This is a genomic window from Actinomadura rubrisoli (assembly GCF_004349215.1).
Taxonomy (GTDB): Bacteria; Actinomycetota; Actinomycetes; order Streptosporangiales; family Streptosporangiaceae; genus Spirillospora; species Spirillospora rubrisoli.
The window spans coordinates 1-15,593 of the sequence record NZ_SMKU01000091.1; the positions used below are offsets into that span (position 1 = coordinate 1).

Sequence of the window (15,593 nt, forward strand, 5' to 3'; positions counted from 1 at the left end):
CATCCCCATCGTCTCCGCCCCGGCGGCGCCCACCACCGGAGCGTCCGCCCGTGCCCCGCGACGGCCGGCCGCCGCGCTCGGCGCGCTGCTGATGGCCGTCACCGCGCTGCCCGCCATCGTCCTGGTCATCCCCGACACCAGCGCGAACGTGCTCCCCGCCGCCGCGCGGGCGCTCGCGCTGGGCGACGGGCAGATCGCCGGGCTCCTGCGCGCCACCGGCCTGTCGCTGCCCGCGCTGCTGCTCGCCGTCCCGCCGGCCGCGGTGGCCGCGCGCCGCTTCCCCGCCACCGCCGTGCTCGCCGCCGGGGTGCTGGTCCTGCTGGGCGCGCTGGCGGCCGTCCGGCTCGTGGACTCGGTGCCCCTGGCCGGGACGGTCCGCGCGGCGCAGGGCGTCGGCGCGGGCATCGCCCTGCCCGCCTCGCTCGTCCTGGTCTGGGAACGGCAGAGCCGGACCCTGGCCGCCGTCTGGGCGGGCCTGCTCGCCGCCGCGCTGCTCGTCGCGACGCCGTTCGCCCTGTACGCGGTCCCGATGCCCGACGAGGGGACGATCGTCGCGGACTGGCGCGTCGCCCTCGCCCCCTCCCCGTGGCCCGCGGTGGCCGCCGCCGTCGCCGCGGTCCTCTACCCCCTCCTGCGGGGACGCGGGCCGTGGACGCTGCCCGCGCTCCGGCACACCGAGCGCGGCCAGCTCGTCCTGCCGCTCGTCCCGGCGGCGGGGTTCGCGTTCCTCGCCGTCGTCGCCGCGTACGCGTGGTCGCCGGGTGCGCGGCTCATCGTGGCGGGGCTCGCGGTGCCCGCGCTGGTCGGCCTCGCCCTCGCCGGCGGCCGGGGCGCCACGTCGGGCAGCCCGTTCGGCTGCGCGGTCGTCATGGTCGCGACCGGGCTGCTCACCTACCCGGTCGCCGGGCCGCTGGCTGGGCTCGCGGCGGCCGCAGCCCACGCGCGCGGGGACGCGGCGGGCGTCCCGCTGCTGCCGTTCGCCGCCGCCGGCCTGGCCGCGCTGGCCGGGGCCCTCGCGTCCGTCCGCTGCGGCGGGCGGGGCGGGGTCCTCACCGGCTACGGCCTGATGGCCGCCGCCATGCCCCTCGGCCTGGCGGCCGGCGCGGACGGCGGGCAGGGCGGCGGGGCGCTGCTCGCGCCGCTCGTCCCGCTCGGGCTCGGCGCCGGGCTCGCGCTGGCCGCCTCGCTGCGGGACGCGGGCGCGGGGGCGGCCCTGTTCGGCCTGTCGCTGTGCTTCCCCGCCGTGCTGACCGGGCAGCTCCTCGCGCTCTCGCTCCAGGCGTCCAGCCTCCAGCGGGCGCGTCCGGTGACCGGGGCCCAGCAGGTGGACGCCCTCACTGGGGGGTACCACGTCTGGCTCGTCGTCGCGGGGGCGGCGGCGCTGCTGCTGGCCGCCGCGACCGTCCGTGCAGGGTCCAGGCGCCCGTCGCCTGCGGCCGAGGCGGCCGCGGACCCCGGCGCCCGGTAGGATTCGCGCGCAGTGGTGCGCGGTGCGCCCACCCATCCCACCTTCCTTGAGGAGAATCACCCGTGTCCGAGCGCACTCTTGTCCTGGTCAAGCCCGACGGCGTCCGCCGCGGCGTCGTCGGCGAGGTCGTCTCCCGGATCGAGCGCAAGGGCCTGAAGCTCGTCGCGCTGGAACTGCGCACCCTGCCGCGCGAGACCGCCGAGGCGCACTACGGGGAGCACTCCAGCAAGCCGTTCTTCGGCGAGCTGGTCGACTTCATCACCGGCGGCCCGCTGGTGGCGATGGTCGTCGAGGGCCCGCGCGCCATCGAGGCGTTCCGCGCGCTGGCCGGCGCCACCGACCCGGTGAAGGCCACGCCCGGCACCGTCCGCGGCGACTTCGCGCTGGAGATCGGCGAGAACATCGTCCACGGTTCGGACTCCACCGACTCCGCCGCGCGCGAGATCAAGCTCTTCTTCCCCGAACTAGGCTGAGGATCTACCCGCCGGGACGCCGCCGCGCGGCGCCCGGCACCGATCGACACTCGCGGGCCGGATCATTCCGGCCCGCGGCTGTTTGGCTAAACCCGCCCTGGTCAGGACCTGTTTTTTGGACGACGCGCGCACCGGGGGTGACTGCCCGCGGACGCGCGAGCACGTTACGATGGACACGCCGCTTTACACGCCCGCAACATGAAGGGCTCCCTTTCTTCATGGGTAACAAGCTTTCGTTTCTTGGCCGTGACATGGCGGTCGATCTAGGTACTGCCAACACGCTGGTGTACGTGCGCGGGCGTGGCATCGTCTTGAACGAGCCCTCGGTGGTGGCGATCAACACCAACACGGGCAAGATCGTCGCGGTGGGCATCGAGGCGAAGCGCATGATCGGCCGCACGCCGGGCAACATCGTGGCCGTCCGTCCGCTCAAGGACGGCGTCATCGCCGACTTCGACGTCACCGAACGCATGCTGCGCTATTTCATTCAGAAGGTGCATAAACGCCGGCATTTCGCCAAGCCGCGGATCGTGGTGGCGGTGCCGAGCGGGATCACCGGGGTGGAGCAGCGCGCGGTGAAGGAGGCCGGCTACCAGGCCGGCGCCCGCCGCGTCTACATCATCGAGGAGCCCATGGCCGCCGCGATCGGCGCCGGGCTGCCCGTCTACGAGCCCACCGGGAACATGGTCGTCGACATCGGCGGCGGCACCACCGAGGTCGCGATCATCTCCCTCGGCGGCATCGTCACCAGCCAGTCGGTCCGGGTCGGCGGCGACGAGCTCGACCAGGCGGTCATCTCGTTCTCCAAGAAGGAGTACTCCCTGATGCTCGGGGAGCGCACCGCCGAGGAGATCAAGATGGCGATCGGGTCGGCCTATCCCGCCGGCGAGGACGAGCCGCACGCCGAGATCCGCGGCCGCGACCTGGTCAGCGGGCTGCCCAAGACCGTGGTCATCTCCGCCGAGGAGGTGCGGCGGGCGATCGAGGAGCCCGTCAACGCCGTCGTGGACGCGGTGAAGACCACCCTCGACAAGTGCCCGCCCGAGCTGTCGGGCGACATCATGGACCGCGGGATCGCCCTCACCGGCGGCGGGGCCCTGCTGAAGAACCTCGACGAGCGGCTCCGCGAGGAGACCGGCATGCCGATCCACCTCGTGGACAACCCGCTCGACTCGGTCGTCCTCGGCACCGGCAAGTGCGTGGAGGACTTCGAGTCGCTCCGGCAGGTGCTCGTGCCGGAGCCGCGGCACTGAACTCCCGGCGGCGGACTAGGAATCGGGAGGTCGGTGGGTGAAGGACACCCGGCGCACCCGCGTGGTGCTCGGCGCGCTGCTCATCGCGGCGCTCGCGATGATCACCGTCGACTACCGCGGCGGGGAGCACTCCCCGCTGCGCGGCCTGCGCGGTCTCGGCGCGACGGTCTTCGGCCCGGTCGAACGGGTGTCGGCGGCGGTCGTGCGGCCCGTCGGCAACACCTTCGACGCGATCACCGACGCGCCCGGCGAGCGGCGCCGCGCCGACCGGCTGGAGCGCGACAACCAGCGGCTCCGCGAGCAGCTCCGCGCGGGACGGCTCGACCGGGACCGCTCCGCCCAGCTCCAGCGGCTGCTCGGCACCGCGGGCATGGGCGGCTACAAGATCCGCGCGGCGCAGGTCATCTCCGCCGGGCAGGGCTTCGAGGACACCGTCACGATCGACGTGGGCAGCCGCAACGGCGTCCGCGCCGACATGACCGTGATGAGCGCCGAGGGCCTCGTCGGGCGCATCACCCGCGTCGGCCCCGCGACCGCGACCGTCCTGCTCGCCACCGACCAGACCTCGTCCGTCGGGTCCCGCCTGGAGGACTCCAAGGAGATCGGGATCATGCAGGGCCGCGGCCGCCGCGGCCTCGGCAACGGCGGCACCCCGCTGCGGTTCCAGCTGCTGGACGCCGCCGCGCCGATGCGCGTCGGGCAGCGGCTCGTCACGCTCGGGTCGCAGGGCGAGCGGCCGTACGTGCCGGGCGTCCCGATCGGCGTCGTCGAGCGGATCGACAGCGCCGGCGGCGGCCTGACCCGCACCGCCTACGTCCGCCCGTTCGTGCGGTTCACCAGCCTGGACGTGGTCGCCGTGGTCGTCGCCCCGCCGCGGACCGACCCCCGGGACGCGGTGCTGCCGCCCACGCCGAAGCCCGCCCCGACGCCCAGCCCGTCCGCCTCGCCCGGCCCGTCCGGCTCACCGAGCCCGGGCGCGTCGCCGAGCGGCGGCGCCGAGGCGAGACCGCGCGGCCGCAAGAGCCCGACCAAGACACCGAGCCCGGGGGACTGACGTGCTGAACGCACCGGAGGCGTCGCAGACCGGCCGCAGCGTGATGGCCGCGATCGTGATCGTCGTGACGCTCATCCTCCAGGTGTCGGTGGCCAACCGGCTGCCGCTTCCCGGCGGCGTCCAACCCGACCTGGTGCTGCTGGCCGTGGTCGCGCTCGCGCTGGTCAGCGGCTCGATGACGGGCATGGTCACCGGGTTCCTCGCGGGCCTGGCGGCCGACATCATCCCGCCCTCCGACCACACCCTCGGCCGGTACGCGCTCGTCTACTGCCTCATCGGGTACCTGTGCGGCATCGCGTCCGCCGAGATGGACCGGCAGTCGGTCGTGCCGTTCTTCGCCGTCGCGGCCGGGGCGCTCGCCGGCACCGTTCTGTACGCGGTGACCGGCATGATCCTCGGCGACCCCCGCGCCGAGTGGTCCACCGTGGCGCGGATGGTCCCGCTCCAGGTCGTGTACGACGTGATCGCGAGCCCGTTCATGGTGTGGGCGGTGCTGCGCGTCACCCGCCGGTACGAGCGCGGCGAACGGTCCCGGGGAGACCGCTTCTCGGTGCCCGCCGCCCGCTACCGCGCGATGTCGGGACGGGGCGGGAACCTGTGAACGCAAGGACCCACTTCCGGCTCGTCGTGCTGTACGTGCTCGTCGGGGCGCTGCTGCTCGTCCTGGTCGGTCGCATGTGGTCCCTCCAGGTGCTGGAGGGCACCCACTACCAGGAGATCGCCGCCCAGAACCGCACCCGCGACATCGTCGTCCCCGCCATCCGCGGCATGATCCTGGACGACCAGGGCCGCGCCCTCGTGCGCAACCGCAGCGCCCTCGTCGTCTCGGTCGACCGCACGTCCCTGTCGCGGCAGAAGGACAAGGGCACCGGCGTCGTCAAGCGCCTCGCGGGCGTCCTCGGCACCAGCCCGGACGAGATCGCCAAGCGGATCCGGCTGTGCGGGCCCGGCATCAAGCGGCCCTGCTGGCCCGGCTCCCCGTACCAGCCGATCCCCGTCGACGACCGCGTCGACCCCAAGCGCGCGTTGCAGATCATGGAGCGGCAGGAGGACTTCCCCGGCGTCACCGCGCAGGTCCAGGCCGTCCGCGACTACCCCAGGCCGGAGGGCGCGGGCGCCGCGCAGGTGCTCGGCTACCTCCAGCCCATCACGCAGGACGAGCTCGACAAGCGCAAGGGGCTGAAGGTCACCGGCTACAGCGGCGTCGACCTGATCGGCCGGGACGGCCTGGAGGCCATGTACGACGCGGAGCTGCGCGGCGTGCCGGGCTTCCGCAAGGTGCTGGTCGACAGCCAGGGCCGCGTCACCGGCACCGCCGAGGAGAAGGCCCCGGTGACCGGCGGCAACCTCGTCACCAGCATCGACGCCGGGGTGCAGGGCGCGGCGGAGAAGGCGCTCCAGGCCGCGATCGACGGCGCGCGCAAGGCGGGCCGCAAGGCCGACGCCGGCGCCGCGGTCGTCATGGACGTGCAGACCGGGCGGATGGTCGCGATGGCCAGCTACCCCACCTACGACCCCAGCATCTGGACGGGCGGCATCTCCCAGGACGAGTACGACGGGCTGCTCGGCAAGAAGAAGGGCGAGCCGCTGATCTCCCGGGTCACCCAGGGGCAGTTCGCGCCCGGCTCCACCTTCAAGATCTCCTCGGTGTCGGCGGCGGTGAAGGACGGCTACAGCCTGAACGGCATCTACCCGTGCCCGGGCTCGTACAACGTCGGCAGCCGCGCGTTCACCAACTTCGAGGGCCAGGGCCACGGCGCCATGAACCTGCACCGGGCGCTCGTCGTCTCCTGCGACACGATCTTCTACAAGTTCGCCTACGAGGAGTGGCTGCGCGACGGCGGCACCAAGCCGCGCAAGAGCCCGTCCGACCCGATGGTGGGCATGGCCCGCCACTACGGGTTCGGGGCGCGCACCGGCATCGACCTTCCCAGCGAGACACCCGGCCGGATCCCTGACCGGGGCTGGAAGAAGGGCTACTGGAACGCCACGAAGAAGGCCGACTGCAAGGGCGCGAAGGAGGGCTATCCGGGCGTCGCCCGCACCGACCCCGTCCGCGCCGCCTACCTCAAGGCGATGGCCGCGGAGAACTGCACCGAGGGCTATGTGTGGCGCGCCGGCGACGCGGCCAACTTCTCCGTCGGGCAGGGCGACGTGCTCGTGACGCCGCTGCAGCTCATCCGCGCGTACGCGGCGATGGCGAACGGCGGCAAGCTGGTCACGCCGCGGCTCGGCCTGGCGGTGATGCGGGGAGACGGCTCGCTCGTCCGCCGGATCGACGACCCGCCCGCCAAGAAGCTGCCGGTCGACGCCAAGGTCCTGAAGTACATCCGCAGCGGCCTCGCCGACGTGACCAAGAAGGGCACGGCCGCCGGCGCGTTCTCCGGCTTCGACTTCAAGCGGGTCGACGTGGGCGGCAAGACCGGCACCGCAGAGGTCTTCGGCAAGGACGACACCTCTTGGTTCGCCTCGTTCGGGCCGGTGAAGAAGCCGCGCTACGCGGTGGTCGCCATGATCTCGCAGGGCGGCACGGGCGCCTCCACGGCGGCCCCGGCGGTCCGCGCGATCTGGGAGGCCATGTACGGGACCAAGGACAAAAAGCCCCTGCTCAAGGACGGCCGGCTCCCGTCCGAGCTGCCCAAGCCGCCCGGTGACGGAGCCGTGCCGTGATGAACAGCTCCAAGGTCGGATCGGTCGGCGGGTACCGCGACCAGGGCCTGTGGCAGAGCCGCGTCGCCGAGCTGCGCCGCATCGACTGGACGCTGCTCCTGGTCGTCCTGGCGCTGTCGCTGGTCGGCGCGCTGCTGGTGCGCTCGGCCACGTTCCAGCTCATGACCGAGCAGGGCAAGGACCCCGAGAGCTTCCTCAAGCGGCACGTCCTCAACCTGTTCATCGGGTTCGCGCTCGGCGGCCTCGTGACCGTCCTGGACTACCGGCTGCTGCGCGCCTACGTCCCGATCCTGTACGGGCTGGCCTGCGTGGGCCTCGTCGCGGTCCTCACCCCGCTCGGCTCCACGATCAACGGTTCGCACTCGTGGATCGTGATCGGCGGCGGGTTCCAGGTGCAGCCGTCGGAGTTCGCCAAGGTCGGCCTCGTCGTGCTGCTCGCGATGATCCTTGGCGAGCCGCGGGACGGCGAGATCGGCCCGGGCCGCCGGGACGTGCTGCTCGCCCTCGCGCTGGCCGGCGTCCCCGCCGCGCTGATCATGATGCAGCCCGACCTCGGCACCACGCTGGTGTTCGCCGCCGTGGTGCTCGGCATGCTGGCGATCTCCGGGGCCCGCAAGCGCTGGCTCGCCGGCCTGCTCGGCGGCGGCGCGGCCGCCGGGTTCGCGGTGTGGTTCTTCGGGCTCCTCAAGCCCTACCAGCTCGCGCGCTTCACCGCGTTCATGGACCCGTCGGCCGACCCGCGCGGCGCCGGCTACAACGCCCGGCAGGCCCTGATCGCCATCGCGTCCGGCGGCGTGTCCGGCAAGGGCCTGTTCAACGGCGAGCAGACCGGCGGGCACTTCGTCCCCGAGCAGCAGACCGACTTCATCTTCACCGTCGCGGGGGAGGAGCTCGGCTTCGTCGGCGCCGCGGTGATCATCCTGCTGCTCGGCGTGGTGCTGTGGCGCGGGCTGCGCATCGCCACCCAGGCCGCCGACCTGTTCGGGACGCTCGTCGCGACCGGCGTGGTGTGCTGGCTGGCCTTCCAGACCTTCGAGAACGTCGGCATGACGCTCGGCATCATGCCGATCACGGGCCTGCCGCTCCCGTTCGTGTCCTACGGCGGCTCCGCCACGTTCGCCAACATGATCGCCTTCGGCCTGCTGCAAGCGGTGCACGTACGCCGACGTCCCTTCGACTGAGCGCCGCCCGGAGCGCTAGCGGAGCGCGGAACCCGACGGCTACCGGCTCACCGGCGGTAGGCTGGTCGTTCATCCCGAGGTCACAGCACGGAGGACATCGCCATGCCCGTCCAGTCGATCTTCCCGCGACTGGAGCCGCTGCTCCCGCGCGTGCAAAAGCCGATCCAGTACGTCGGCGGGGAGCTGAACTCCCAGGTCAAGGACTGGGACGAGGCCGAGGTCCGCTGGGCGCTGATGTACCCGGACGCCTACGAGGTCGGGCTGCCGAACCAGGGCGTCCAGATCCTTTACGAGATCTTGAATGAGCGCGACGGCGTCCTTGCGGAGCGGACCTACTCGGTCTGGCCCGACATGGAGGCCGTCATGCGGGAGAACGGGATCCCGCAGTTCACCGTCGACGCGCACCGTCCGGTCGCCGCGTTCGACGTCTTCGGGGTGTCGTTCTCCACCGAGCTGGGCTACACCAACCTGCTGACGGCGCTGGACCTCGCGGGGATCCCGCTGGAGGCCGCCGACCGCACCGATGACCACCCGATCGTGCTGGCGGGCGGGCACGCCGCGTTCAACCCCGAGCCGATCGCCGACTTCCTCGACGCCGCCGTCCTCGGCGACGGCGAGGAGGTCGCGCTGGCGATCACCGAGGTCGTCCGCGAGTGGAAGGCCGAGGGGAGCCCCGGCGGACGGGACGGGCTGCTGATGCGGCTCGCGGCGTCCGGGGGCGTGTACGTGCCGCGGTTCTACGACGTGTCCTACCTGCCGGACGGGCGGATCCAGCGGGTCGCGCCGGCCCGTCCGGGCGTGCCGTGGCGGGTCGAGAAGCACACCGTGATGGACCTCGACCAGTGGCCCTACCCGAAGAAGCCGCTGGTCCCGCTGGCCGAGACCGTCCACGAGCGGTTCAGCGTGGAGATCTTCCGCGGCTGCACGCGCGGCTGCCGGTTCTGCCAGGCCGGGATGATCACCCGTCCGGTGCGGGAGCGGTCGATCACCACGATCGGCGCGATGGTCGACCAGGGGCTGGCGGAGTCGGGGTTCCAGGAGGTCGGGCTGCTCAGCCTGTCCAGCGCCGACCACAGCGAGATCGGCGAGGTCGCCAAGGGGCTCGCCGACCGGTACGAGGGCACCAACACCTCGCTGTCGCTGCCGTCCACGCGGGTGGACGCCTTCAACATCACCCTCGCCAACGAGTTCTCGCGCGGCGGGCGCCGCTCCGGGCTGACGTTCGCGCCCGAGGGCGGCTCCGAGCGGATGCGCAAGGTGATCAACAAGATGGTCACCGAGGACGATCTGATCCGCACCGTGACCACCGCCTACGAGAACGGCTGGCGGCAGGTCAAGCTGTACTTCATGTGCGGGCTGCCCACCGAGGAGGACGAGGACGTCCTCGCGATCGCCGACATGGCCAAGCGGGTCATCCGGGCGGGCCGGGAGGCCACCGGCCGCAGGGACATCCGCTGCACGGTGTCCATCGGCGGGTTCGTGCCGAAGCCGCACACCCCGTTCCAGTGGGCCGCCCAGTGCGACCACGAGACCGTGGACCGGCGCCTGCGGGCCCTCAAGGACGCCCTGCGCGGCGACCGGGAGTACGGCCGCGCCATCGGCCTGCGCTACCACGACGGGCAGCCGTCGATCGTGGAGGGCCTGCTGTCGCGCGGCGACCGTCGGGTCGGCAAGGTCATCCGGGCGGTCTGGGAAGAGGGCGGCCGGTTCGACGGGTGGAGCGAGCACTTCTCCTACGAGCGCTGGACGGCCTGCGCCGCCAAGGCCCTGGCCGACGAGCCGGTCGACCTCGACTGGTACACCGTCCGGGAGCGCGACGAGGTCGAGGTGCTGCCCTGGGACCACCTGGACGCCGGGCTCGACCGCGAGTGGCTCTGGCAGGACTGGCAGGACGCCGTCGACGGGACCGAGGTCGACGACTGCCGCTGGACGCCCTGCTACGACTGCGGCGTCTGCCCGACGATGGGCACCGAGATCCAGATCGGCCCGACCGGCAAGCGGCTGCTCCCGCTCTCGGTGGTGTGACCGGGGGGTCCCTCCAGGTCCGAACGGGGTTCTGCCGCGGCCCGATGCGGCCTCGCGAACCCCCTGAGCTGCAAGGGCCGTACCCTTCCGGGCCCGGGGCCGGGCGAAACGGCGCCGGGGGCACCGTACTCTATAGGGAGACGTTTCTGACTCGACACGAGTAGGAAGGACGAGAACCCTGGCACCCATGCCGGAGGGTCCTGCGCCGGCCCCCGTGATCCAGCGTCTGCGCGTTCGCTATGCCAAGCGCGGCAGGCTGCGGTTCACGAGCCACCGCGACATTTCCCGGGCCGTGGAACGCGCCGTGCGGCGCGCCGGGATCCCTGTCGCGTTCAGCGCCGGATTCACCCCCCACCCGAAGATCTCGTACGCGGGTGCGGCGGCGACAGGGGTGGCCAGTGAGGCCGAGTACCTTGAGATCGGGCTCACCGAGTCCCGCGACCCTGCGCGGGTGCGGGCCGATCTCGACGCGGCACTGCCCGCCGGGCTCGACATCGTGGATGTCGTGCCGGTACGGGCGGGACGCGCCGGGGACGCGCCGGTCAAGCCGGGCGCGTTCGCCGATCGGCTGCAGGCGTCCGAGTGGCGGATCCGGCTGGACGGGGTGTCACTGGACACCGCCGCCGCTGCCGTGGCCGCCTTCTTGGCCGCCGGCGACATCGAGGTGGAACGCCTCACGAAAAAGGGACGGCGCCGGTTCGACGTGCGTGCCGCGGTCTGTGCTCTTGAGGCTCTTGCCCACGAGCCGGACCGGCGCGCCTCGGAGGCGGCGGATGCCCCTTGTGCCATACTTCGAATGGTTGTTCGGCATTCCACACCCGCCGTACGACCCGACGACATCCTCACCGGACTGCGCCAGGTGGCCGACCTAGCGCCGCCGTCACCTCCGTTGGTGACCAGGCTGGCGCAGGGGCCCCTCGACGCGGCCACCGGTGGCCTCGCGGATCCCCTGGATCCCGACCGGGAGACCGGCCTGCCGTCCGGCGAAGAAGCCGAGGCGGCCAGCGGCCCTGTGCGGCCGCGGTCCTGGGACGCCGCGAGCGTGGATGCCGTCAGCGCCCGTCCGTGAGACCGAAGCCGTGGAAGCACGGAACCGGTCCCGCAGGGGACGGCGGGCGCACCCCCGACGACTTCGTCGTCATGGCCGGACGACCGTCCGGCGGTGACGACGCCGACGACTGACGGAGAGCTCTCGTGCGGCGCACCGCACCGATCCGCCCCCTGGCGGATGCAGGAGGTCGCGCCCGGGAGCCTGACGGGAGATTGCCCGCATGCTTGAGAACGAAGCCGACTCGGCCGCGGCCGAAGGCACCCATGACGAGACCGGCGACAACGAGACCGGCGCGGCCGTGACGTCGCGCCCGCGCCGCCGGGCGAGCCGTCCGGCGGGACCGCCGCCGGACGTCGACGAGACGACCGCGCCCGCCACGCGGGCGACCGCCGCGCAGGCGACCGCCGCGGAGACGACCGAGCCCGCCTCGGCTCCGGCCGGGCCGTCCGCCGAGGAGGCGGCGCCGCCCGCGGAGGAGGCCGCCCCGGCGAAGAAGAAGACCACGCGGACCCGCACCCGCGCCAAGAGCGCGAAGGCCGCCGAGACCGCCGAGCCGGTCCCGCTGACCGGCGCCGAGACGTCCCCGGAGACCGGCACCGAGACCGCCGCGGCGGGCACCGAGGCCGCCGCCGGGGCGGGCCGCGACGCGGACGCGCCCGCCGGGGCCGCCGCCCCGGCCGCCGAGCGCGCGGACGAGGCGCCCGCCGCCCCCGTGACCCGCACCCGGACCCGCAGGCGCTCCGCCGCGTCCGCCGCGCCGGTCACCCCGGACGAGCCGGACGTGCCCGCCGCCCCGACCGTCCCCTCGGTCGTGCCGACGGTGCCCGGGGTGCCCGCCGTCCCGGTCGCCGGCGCGGAGCCGGGCTCCGGCCAGGTGTCGGAGACCGAGCCCGCGAGCGGCGTCGGGATCCCCGGCGTGACCTTCCAGCCGCCGATGGTGGTGTTCCAGCCGCCGCAGCCGAGCGCCGAGAGCCCCGCCCGTCCCAAGGACGAGCCGAAGGGCGCCGCCGAGCCGGCCGCCGACACCGCCGACGAGGCCGAGGACGAGGACGAGGCCGACCAGGACACGTCCGCCCGCGACGACGAGGACGAGGGCGACGACCGGCCCTCGCGCCGTCGCCGCCGCCGGGGCGGTCGCGGACGCGGCCGCAGCGGCAAGGAGGACGACGCCGGCGACGAGTCCGACGAGGCCGAGGAGGTCCGGGCCGCCAAGGACGCGAAGGAGGCCAAGGACCCCAAGGACCCCAAGGACTCCAAGGACGCCAAGGAGGAGCAGCCCGCCAAGGGCGGCAAGGCCGCGAAGTCCCCGAGGTCCAAGGCCGCCAGGGACAAGGCCGCCAAGGAGGCCAAGGCCGAGCAGGCCGAGGAGGCCGCCCACGACGGCGACGACGATGACGAGGGCGACGGCCAGGGCGGATCGAGCCGCCGGCGCCGCCGCCGCCGGCGCCGGACCGGGGCCGACGGCGAGGCGCCCATCGTGGACGACCCGCCCAACACCGTCGTGCACGTGCGCGACTCCCGCACGGTCGAGGACGAGGTCCAGTCCGTCCGGGGCTCGACCCGGCTGGAGGCCAAGAAGCAGCGCCGCCGCGAGGGCCGCGAGCAGGGCCGCCGCCGCCCGCCGGTGATCACCGAGGCCGAGTTCCTGGCGCGCCGCGAGGCGGTCGACCGGGTCATGGTCGTCCGGCAGGAGGGCGAGCGCACCCAGATCGCCGTCCTGGAGGACGGCGTGCTCGTCGAGCACTACGTCAACCGCGCCACCCACCAGTCGTACGTGGGCAACGTCTACCTCGGCAAGGTCCAGAACGTGCTGCCCTCGATGGAGGCGGCGTTCGTCGACATCGGCAAGGGCCGCAACGCCGTCCTGTACGCGGGCGAGGTCAACTGGGACGTCGCCGGCCTGGAGGGCCAGCCGCGCCGCATCGAGTCGGCGCTGAAGTCGGGCCAGTCGGTGCTCGTCCAGGTCACCAAGGACCCGCTCGGCCACAAGGGCGCCCGGCTGACCAGCCAGGTCTCGCTGCCCGGCCGCTACCTCGTGTACGTGCCGGACGGCTCGATGACGGGCATCAGCCGCAAGCTCCCCGACAAGGAGCGCAGCCGCCTGAAGTCGATCCTGAAGAAGGTCATGCCGGAGCACGCGGGCGTGATCGTCCGCACCGCCGCCGAGGGCGCCACCGAGGAGGAGCTGTCGCGCGATGTGTCGCGGCTGGCCGCCCAGTGGGACAGCATCCAGAAGAAGGTCAAGACCGCCTCGGCGCCGTCGCTGCTGTACGGCGAGCCCGACCTGACCATCCGGGTCGTCCGCGACATCTTCAACGAGGACTTCGGCAAGCTGGTCGTCGCCGGCGAGGGCGCCTGGGACACCGTCTCCGAGTACGTCGAGTACGTCGCCCCGCACCTCGCCGACCGCGTCGAGCGCTGGACCGGCGACCAGGACGTCCTCAGCGCGTTCCGCATCGACGAGCAGATCGCCAAGGCGCTGGACCGCAAGGTCTGGCTGCCGAGCGGCGGCTCCCTGGTGATCGACCGCACCGAGGCCATGACGGTCATCGACGTCAACACCGGGAAGTTCACCGGGCAGGGCGGCAACCTGGAGGAGACCGTCACCCGCAACAACCTGGAGGCGGCCGAGGAGATCGTCCGCCAGCTGCGGCTGCGCGACATCGGCGGCATCGTCGTGATCGACTTCATCGACATGGTGCTGGAGAGCAACCGCGACCTGGTGCTGCGCCGGCTCGTCGAGTGCCTGTCGCGGGACCGTACCAAGCACCAGGTCGCCGAGGTCACCTCGCTGGGCCTGGTCCAGATGACCCGCAAGCGCGTCGGCCAGGGCCTGGTGGAGGCGTTCTCGGAGACCTGCGAGTCCTGCAACGGCCGCGGCATCCACGTCCACCTGTCGCCCGTCGAGCCGAAGCTCGACAAGGCGTCCGGCAAGGAGGCCGGGAGCCGCCGCCGCAAGCGCAAGGGCGAGGTGGAGAAGGCCGTCGAGGAGAAGCTGGCCCTCCGCGACGCCAGGCCGCAGGAGATCGCCGGTGCGGGGGACGAACCGGCCGAGGCGGAGGCCCCCGAGCCCGCTCCGGCGCGCGCGCGGCCGAAGAAGTCCCGCCCCGCCAAGCGTCCCGCCGGCCCGCCGCCCGAGGTGGACGGCGACGCCGGGGAGTCCCCGGCGCAGGCCGCCGTGGAGGCCGCCGAGGCCGCGGCCGAGGTCGCCGAGACCGCGCCGGGCACCCTGGACTCCGCCGAGCCGGTCGACGTGAGCGGCTCCGAGGCGAACGGCGCTGAGGCGGTCGGCGCTGAGGCGGGCGGCTCTGAGACGGGTGGCGCCGAGGCCGGTGCCGCCGGGGCGAACGGCGCCGCGCGCGGTGTGGGGGCCGAGGCCAACGGTTCGGCTCCGGCGCCCGGCGCCGACGACGCCGAGGACGCCGCCAACGGACGGCGCCGCCGCACGCGCCGTACCCGCGCCGCCGTCAAGGCCGCCGACGCCGGCGACTCCGACTGACCACCCTGGGCCCTGGCCGGACGCGTTCGCGTTCCGGTCAGGGCGTCCAGTACACTTGGACTTCGGCGCGCTGTGCGCGTCGCACGTACCCGCACCGCGACCCCCCACCAGGGATCGTTCGGTGCACACCTCGCCGGTCCGGCGAGGCGACGCAGAGAGCGCCAGAGATCGCTCTGGTGTGCCGCCCTCGGCCCCGTGCCGGGGGTAGGCCCTCATCCGGGGGCTGGTAAGCCACGCGCGGGACCGGTTCACTCCGGAAGCGCGCGCAGACGAAGGGTTTCCGCGGTGTACGCGATTGTCCGCGCAGGCGGCAGGCAGGAGAAGGTGGCCGTCGACGACGTGCTCACCGTCGACAAGCTGAACGGCGAGGTCGGCTCGACCGTCACGTTCCCGGCCCTGCTGGTCGTGGACGGCGACGACGTCGTCAGCGCCTCGGCCGAGCTCGCCCGCTACGAGGTGACCGCCGAGATCCTGGGCGCGGTCAAGGGCCCGAAGATCAACATCATGCACTACCGGAACAAGACCGGGTACAAGCGGCGGATGGGTCACCGTCAGCCCTACACCGAGGTCAAGATCACCGGTATCCAGGCCGGGAAGTAAGGGAGCGGGCAGATGGCACACAAGAAGGGCGCGTCGTCCAGCCGTAACGGTCGCGACTCCAACGCCCAGCGCCTCGGCGTGAAGCGGTTCGGCGGCCAGGTCGTCAACGCCGGCGAGATCATCGTCCGCCAGCGCGGCACCCACTTCCACCCCGGTCCCGGCGTCGGCCGCGGCGGCGACGACACGCTGTTCGCGCTGGTCGCGGGCGCGGTCCAGTTCCGCCGCTACCGCGGCCGCAACGCGGTGAGCATCGTCCCGCCGGCGGAGTAGTCCGCCTAGAGACATTCCAGCGAAGGGGCGGACCGTTCAACGGTCCGCC

General features: G+C 73.3%; 12 protein-coding genes. All 12 read left to right on the top strand.

The genetic code is table 11. The features are described 5' to 3' along the window. A partial coding sequence (locus E1298_RS48210) for a hypothetical protein (protein WP_165975539.1) occupies positions 1-1,468 on the top strand: 1,468 nt, incomplete at its 5' end. A 62-nt stretch (positions 1,469-1,530) separates the two neighbouring features. Beyond that, on the top strand, positions 1,531-1,941 hold the full coding sequence (gene ndk / locus E1298_RS18715; protein ID WP_131894944.1) for a nucleoside-diphosphate kinase: 411 nt from the start codon (positions 1,531-1,533) through the stop codon (positions 1,939-1,941). Between the two features lie 218 nt (positions 1,942-2,159). Next, positions 2,160-3,194: a rod shape-determining protein gene (locus tag E1298_RS18720; protein WP_131894946.1), complete on the top strand. Its 1,035-nt coding sequence runs from the start codon at positions 2,160-2,162 to the stop codon at positions 3,192-3,194. Between the two features lie 37 nt (positions 3,195-3,231). Further along, positions 3,232-4,248, top strand: a complete 1,017-nt coding sequence (gene mreC, locus E1298_RS18725; protein WP_131894948.1) for a rod shape-determining protein MreC — start codon at positions 3,232-3,234, stop codon at positions 4,246-4,248. 1 nt (position 4,249) lies between these two features. After that, on the top strand, positions 4,250-4,849 hold the full coding sequence (gene mreD / locus E1298_RS18730; RefSeq protein ID WP_131894950.1) for a rod shape-determining protein MreD: 600 nt from the start codon (positions 4,250-4,252) through the stop codon (positions 4,847-4,849). Continuing rightward, positions 4,846-6,918 (top strand): penicillin-binding protein 2, encoded by a 2,073-nt coding sequence (gene mrdA / locus E1298_RS18735; protein ID WP_131894952.1) that lies wholly within the window; start codon positions 4,846-4,848, stop codon positions 6,916-6,918. Before mreD ends, mrdA begins: the two co-directional genes overlap by 4 nt. Next, positions 6,918-8,099, top strand: a complete 1,182-nt coding sequence (gene rodA, locus E1298_RS18740; RefSeq protein ID WP_131894954.1) for a rod shape-determining protein RodA — start codon at positions 6,918-6,920, stop codon at positions 8,097-8,099. Before mrdA ends, rodA begins: the two co-directional genes overlap by 1 nt. 102 nt (positions 8,100-8,201) lie before the next feature. Then, a complete protein-coding gene (locus E1298_RS18745; RefSeq protein ID WP_131894956.1) occupies positions 8,202-10,124 on the top strand; it encodes a TIGR03960 family B12-binding radical SAM protein in 1,923 nt (640 codons plus the stop codon). Between the two features lie 187 nt (positions 10,125-10,311). Next, the gene (locus E1298_RS18750) at positions 10,312-11,193 is read left to right on the top strand and encodes a TIGR03936 family radical SAM-associated protein (RefSeq protein ID WP_131894958.1); all 882 of its coding nucleotides are present in this window, start codon (positions 10,312-10,314) and stop codon (positions 11,191-11,193) included. A 202-nt stretch (positions 11,194-11,395) separates the two neighbouring features. Beyond that, positions 11,396-14,674, top strand: a complete 3,279-nt coding sequence (locus E1298_RS18755) for an Rne/Rng family ribonuclease (protein ID WP_131894960.1) — start codon at positions 11,396-11,398, stop codon at positions 14,672-14,674. 285 nt (positions 14,675-14,959) lie between these two features. After that, a complete protein-coding gene (rplU, locus tag E1298_RS18760; RefSeq protein ID WP_131894962.1) occupies positions 14,960-15,274 on the top strand; it encodes a 50S ribosomal protein L21 in 315 nt (104 codons plus the stop codon). A gap of 12 nt (positions 15,275-15,286) precedes the next feature. Beyond that, complete coding sequence (gene rpmA / locus E1298_RS18765) at positions 15,287-15,544, top strand: 50S ribosomal protein L27 (RefSeq protein ID WP_131894964.1); 258 nt, start codon at positions 15,287-15,289, stop codon at positions 15,542-15,544. Positions 15,545-15,593 lie beyond the last annotated feature (49 nt).

What these genes read in the sequence shown, in the direction of transcription:
- E1298_RS18720 (WP_131894946.1), top strand. Translation starts at nt 2,160, where the DNA reads ATGGGTAACAAGCTTTCGTTTCTTGGCCGTGACATGGCGGTCGATCTA.
- rodA (WP_131894954.1), top strand. Translation starts at nt 6,918, where the DNA reads ATGAACAGCTCCAAGGTCGGATCGGTCGGCGGGTACCGCGACCAGGGC.
- E1298_RS18745 (WP_131894956.1), top strand. Translation starts at nt 8,202, where the DNA reads ATGCCCGTCCAGTCGATCTTCCCGCGACTGGAGCCGCTGCTCCCGCGC.
- E1298_RS18750 (WP_131894958.1), top strand. Translation starts at nt 10,312, where the DNA reads ATGCCGGAGGGTCCTGCGCCGGCCCCCGTGATCCAGCGTCTGCGCGTT.
- E1298_RS18755 (WP_131894960.1), top strand. Translation starts at nt 11,396, where the DNA reads ATGCTTGAGAACGAAGCCGACTCGGCCGCGGCCGAAGGCACCCATGAC.
- rpmA (WP_131894964.1), top strand. Translation starts at nt 15,287, where the DNA reads ATGGCACACAAGAAGGGCGCGTCGTCCAGCCGTAACGGTCGCGACTCC.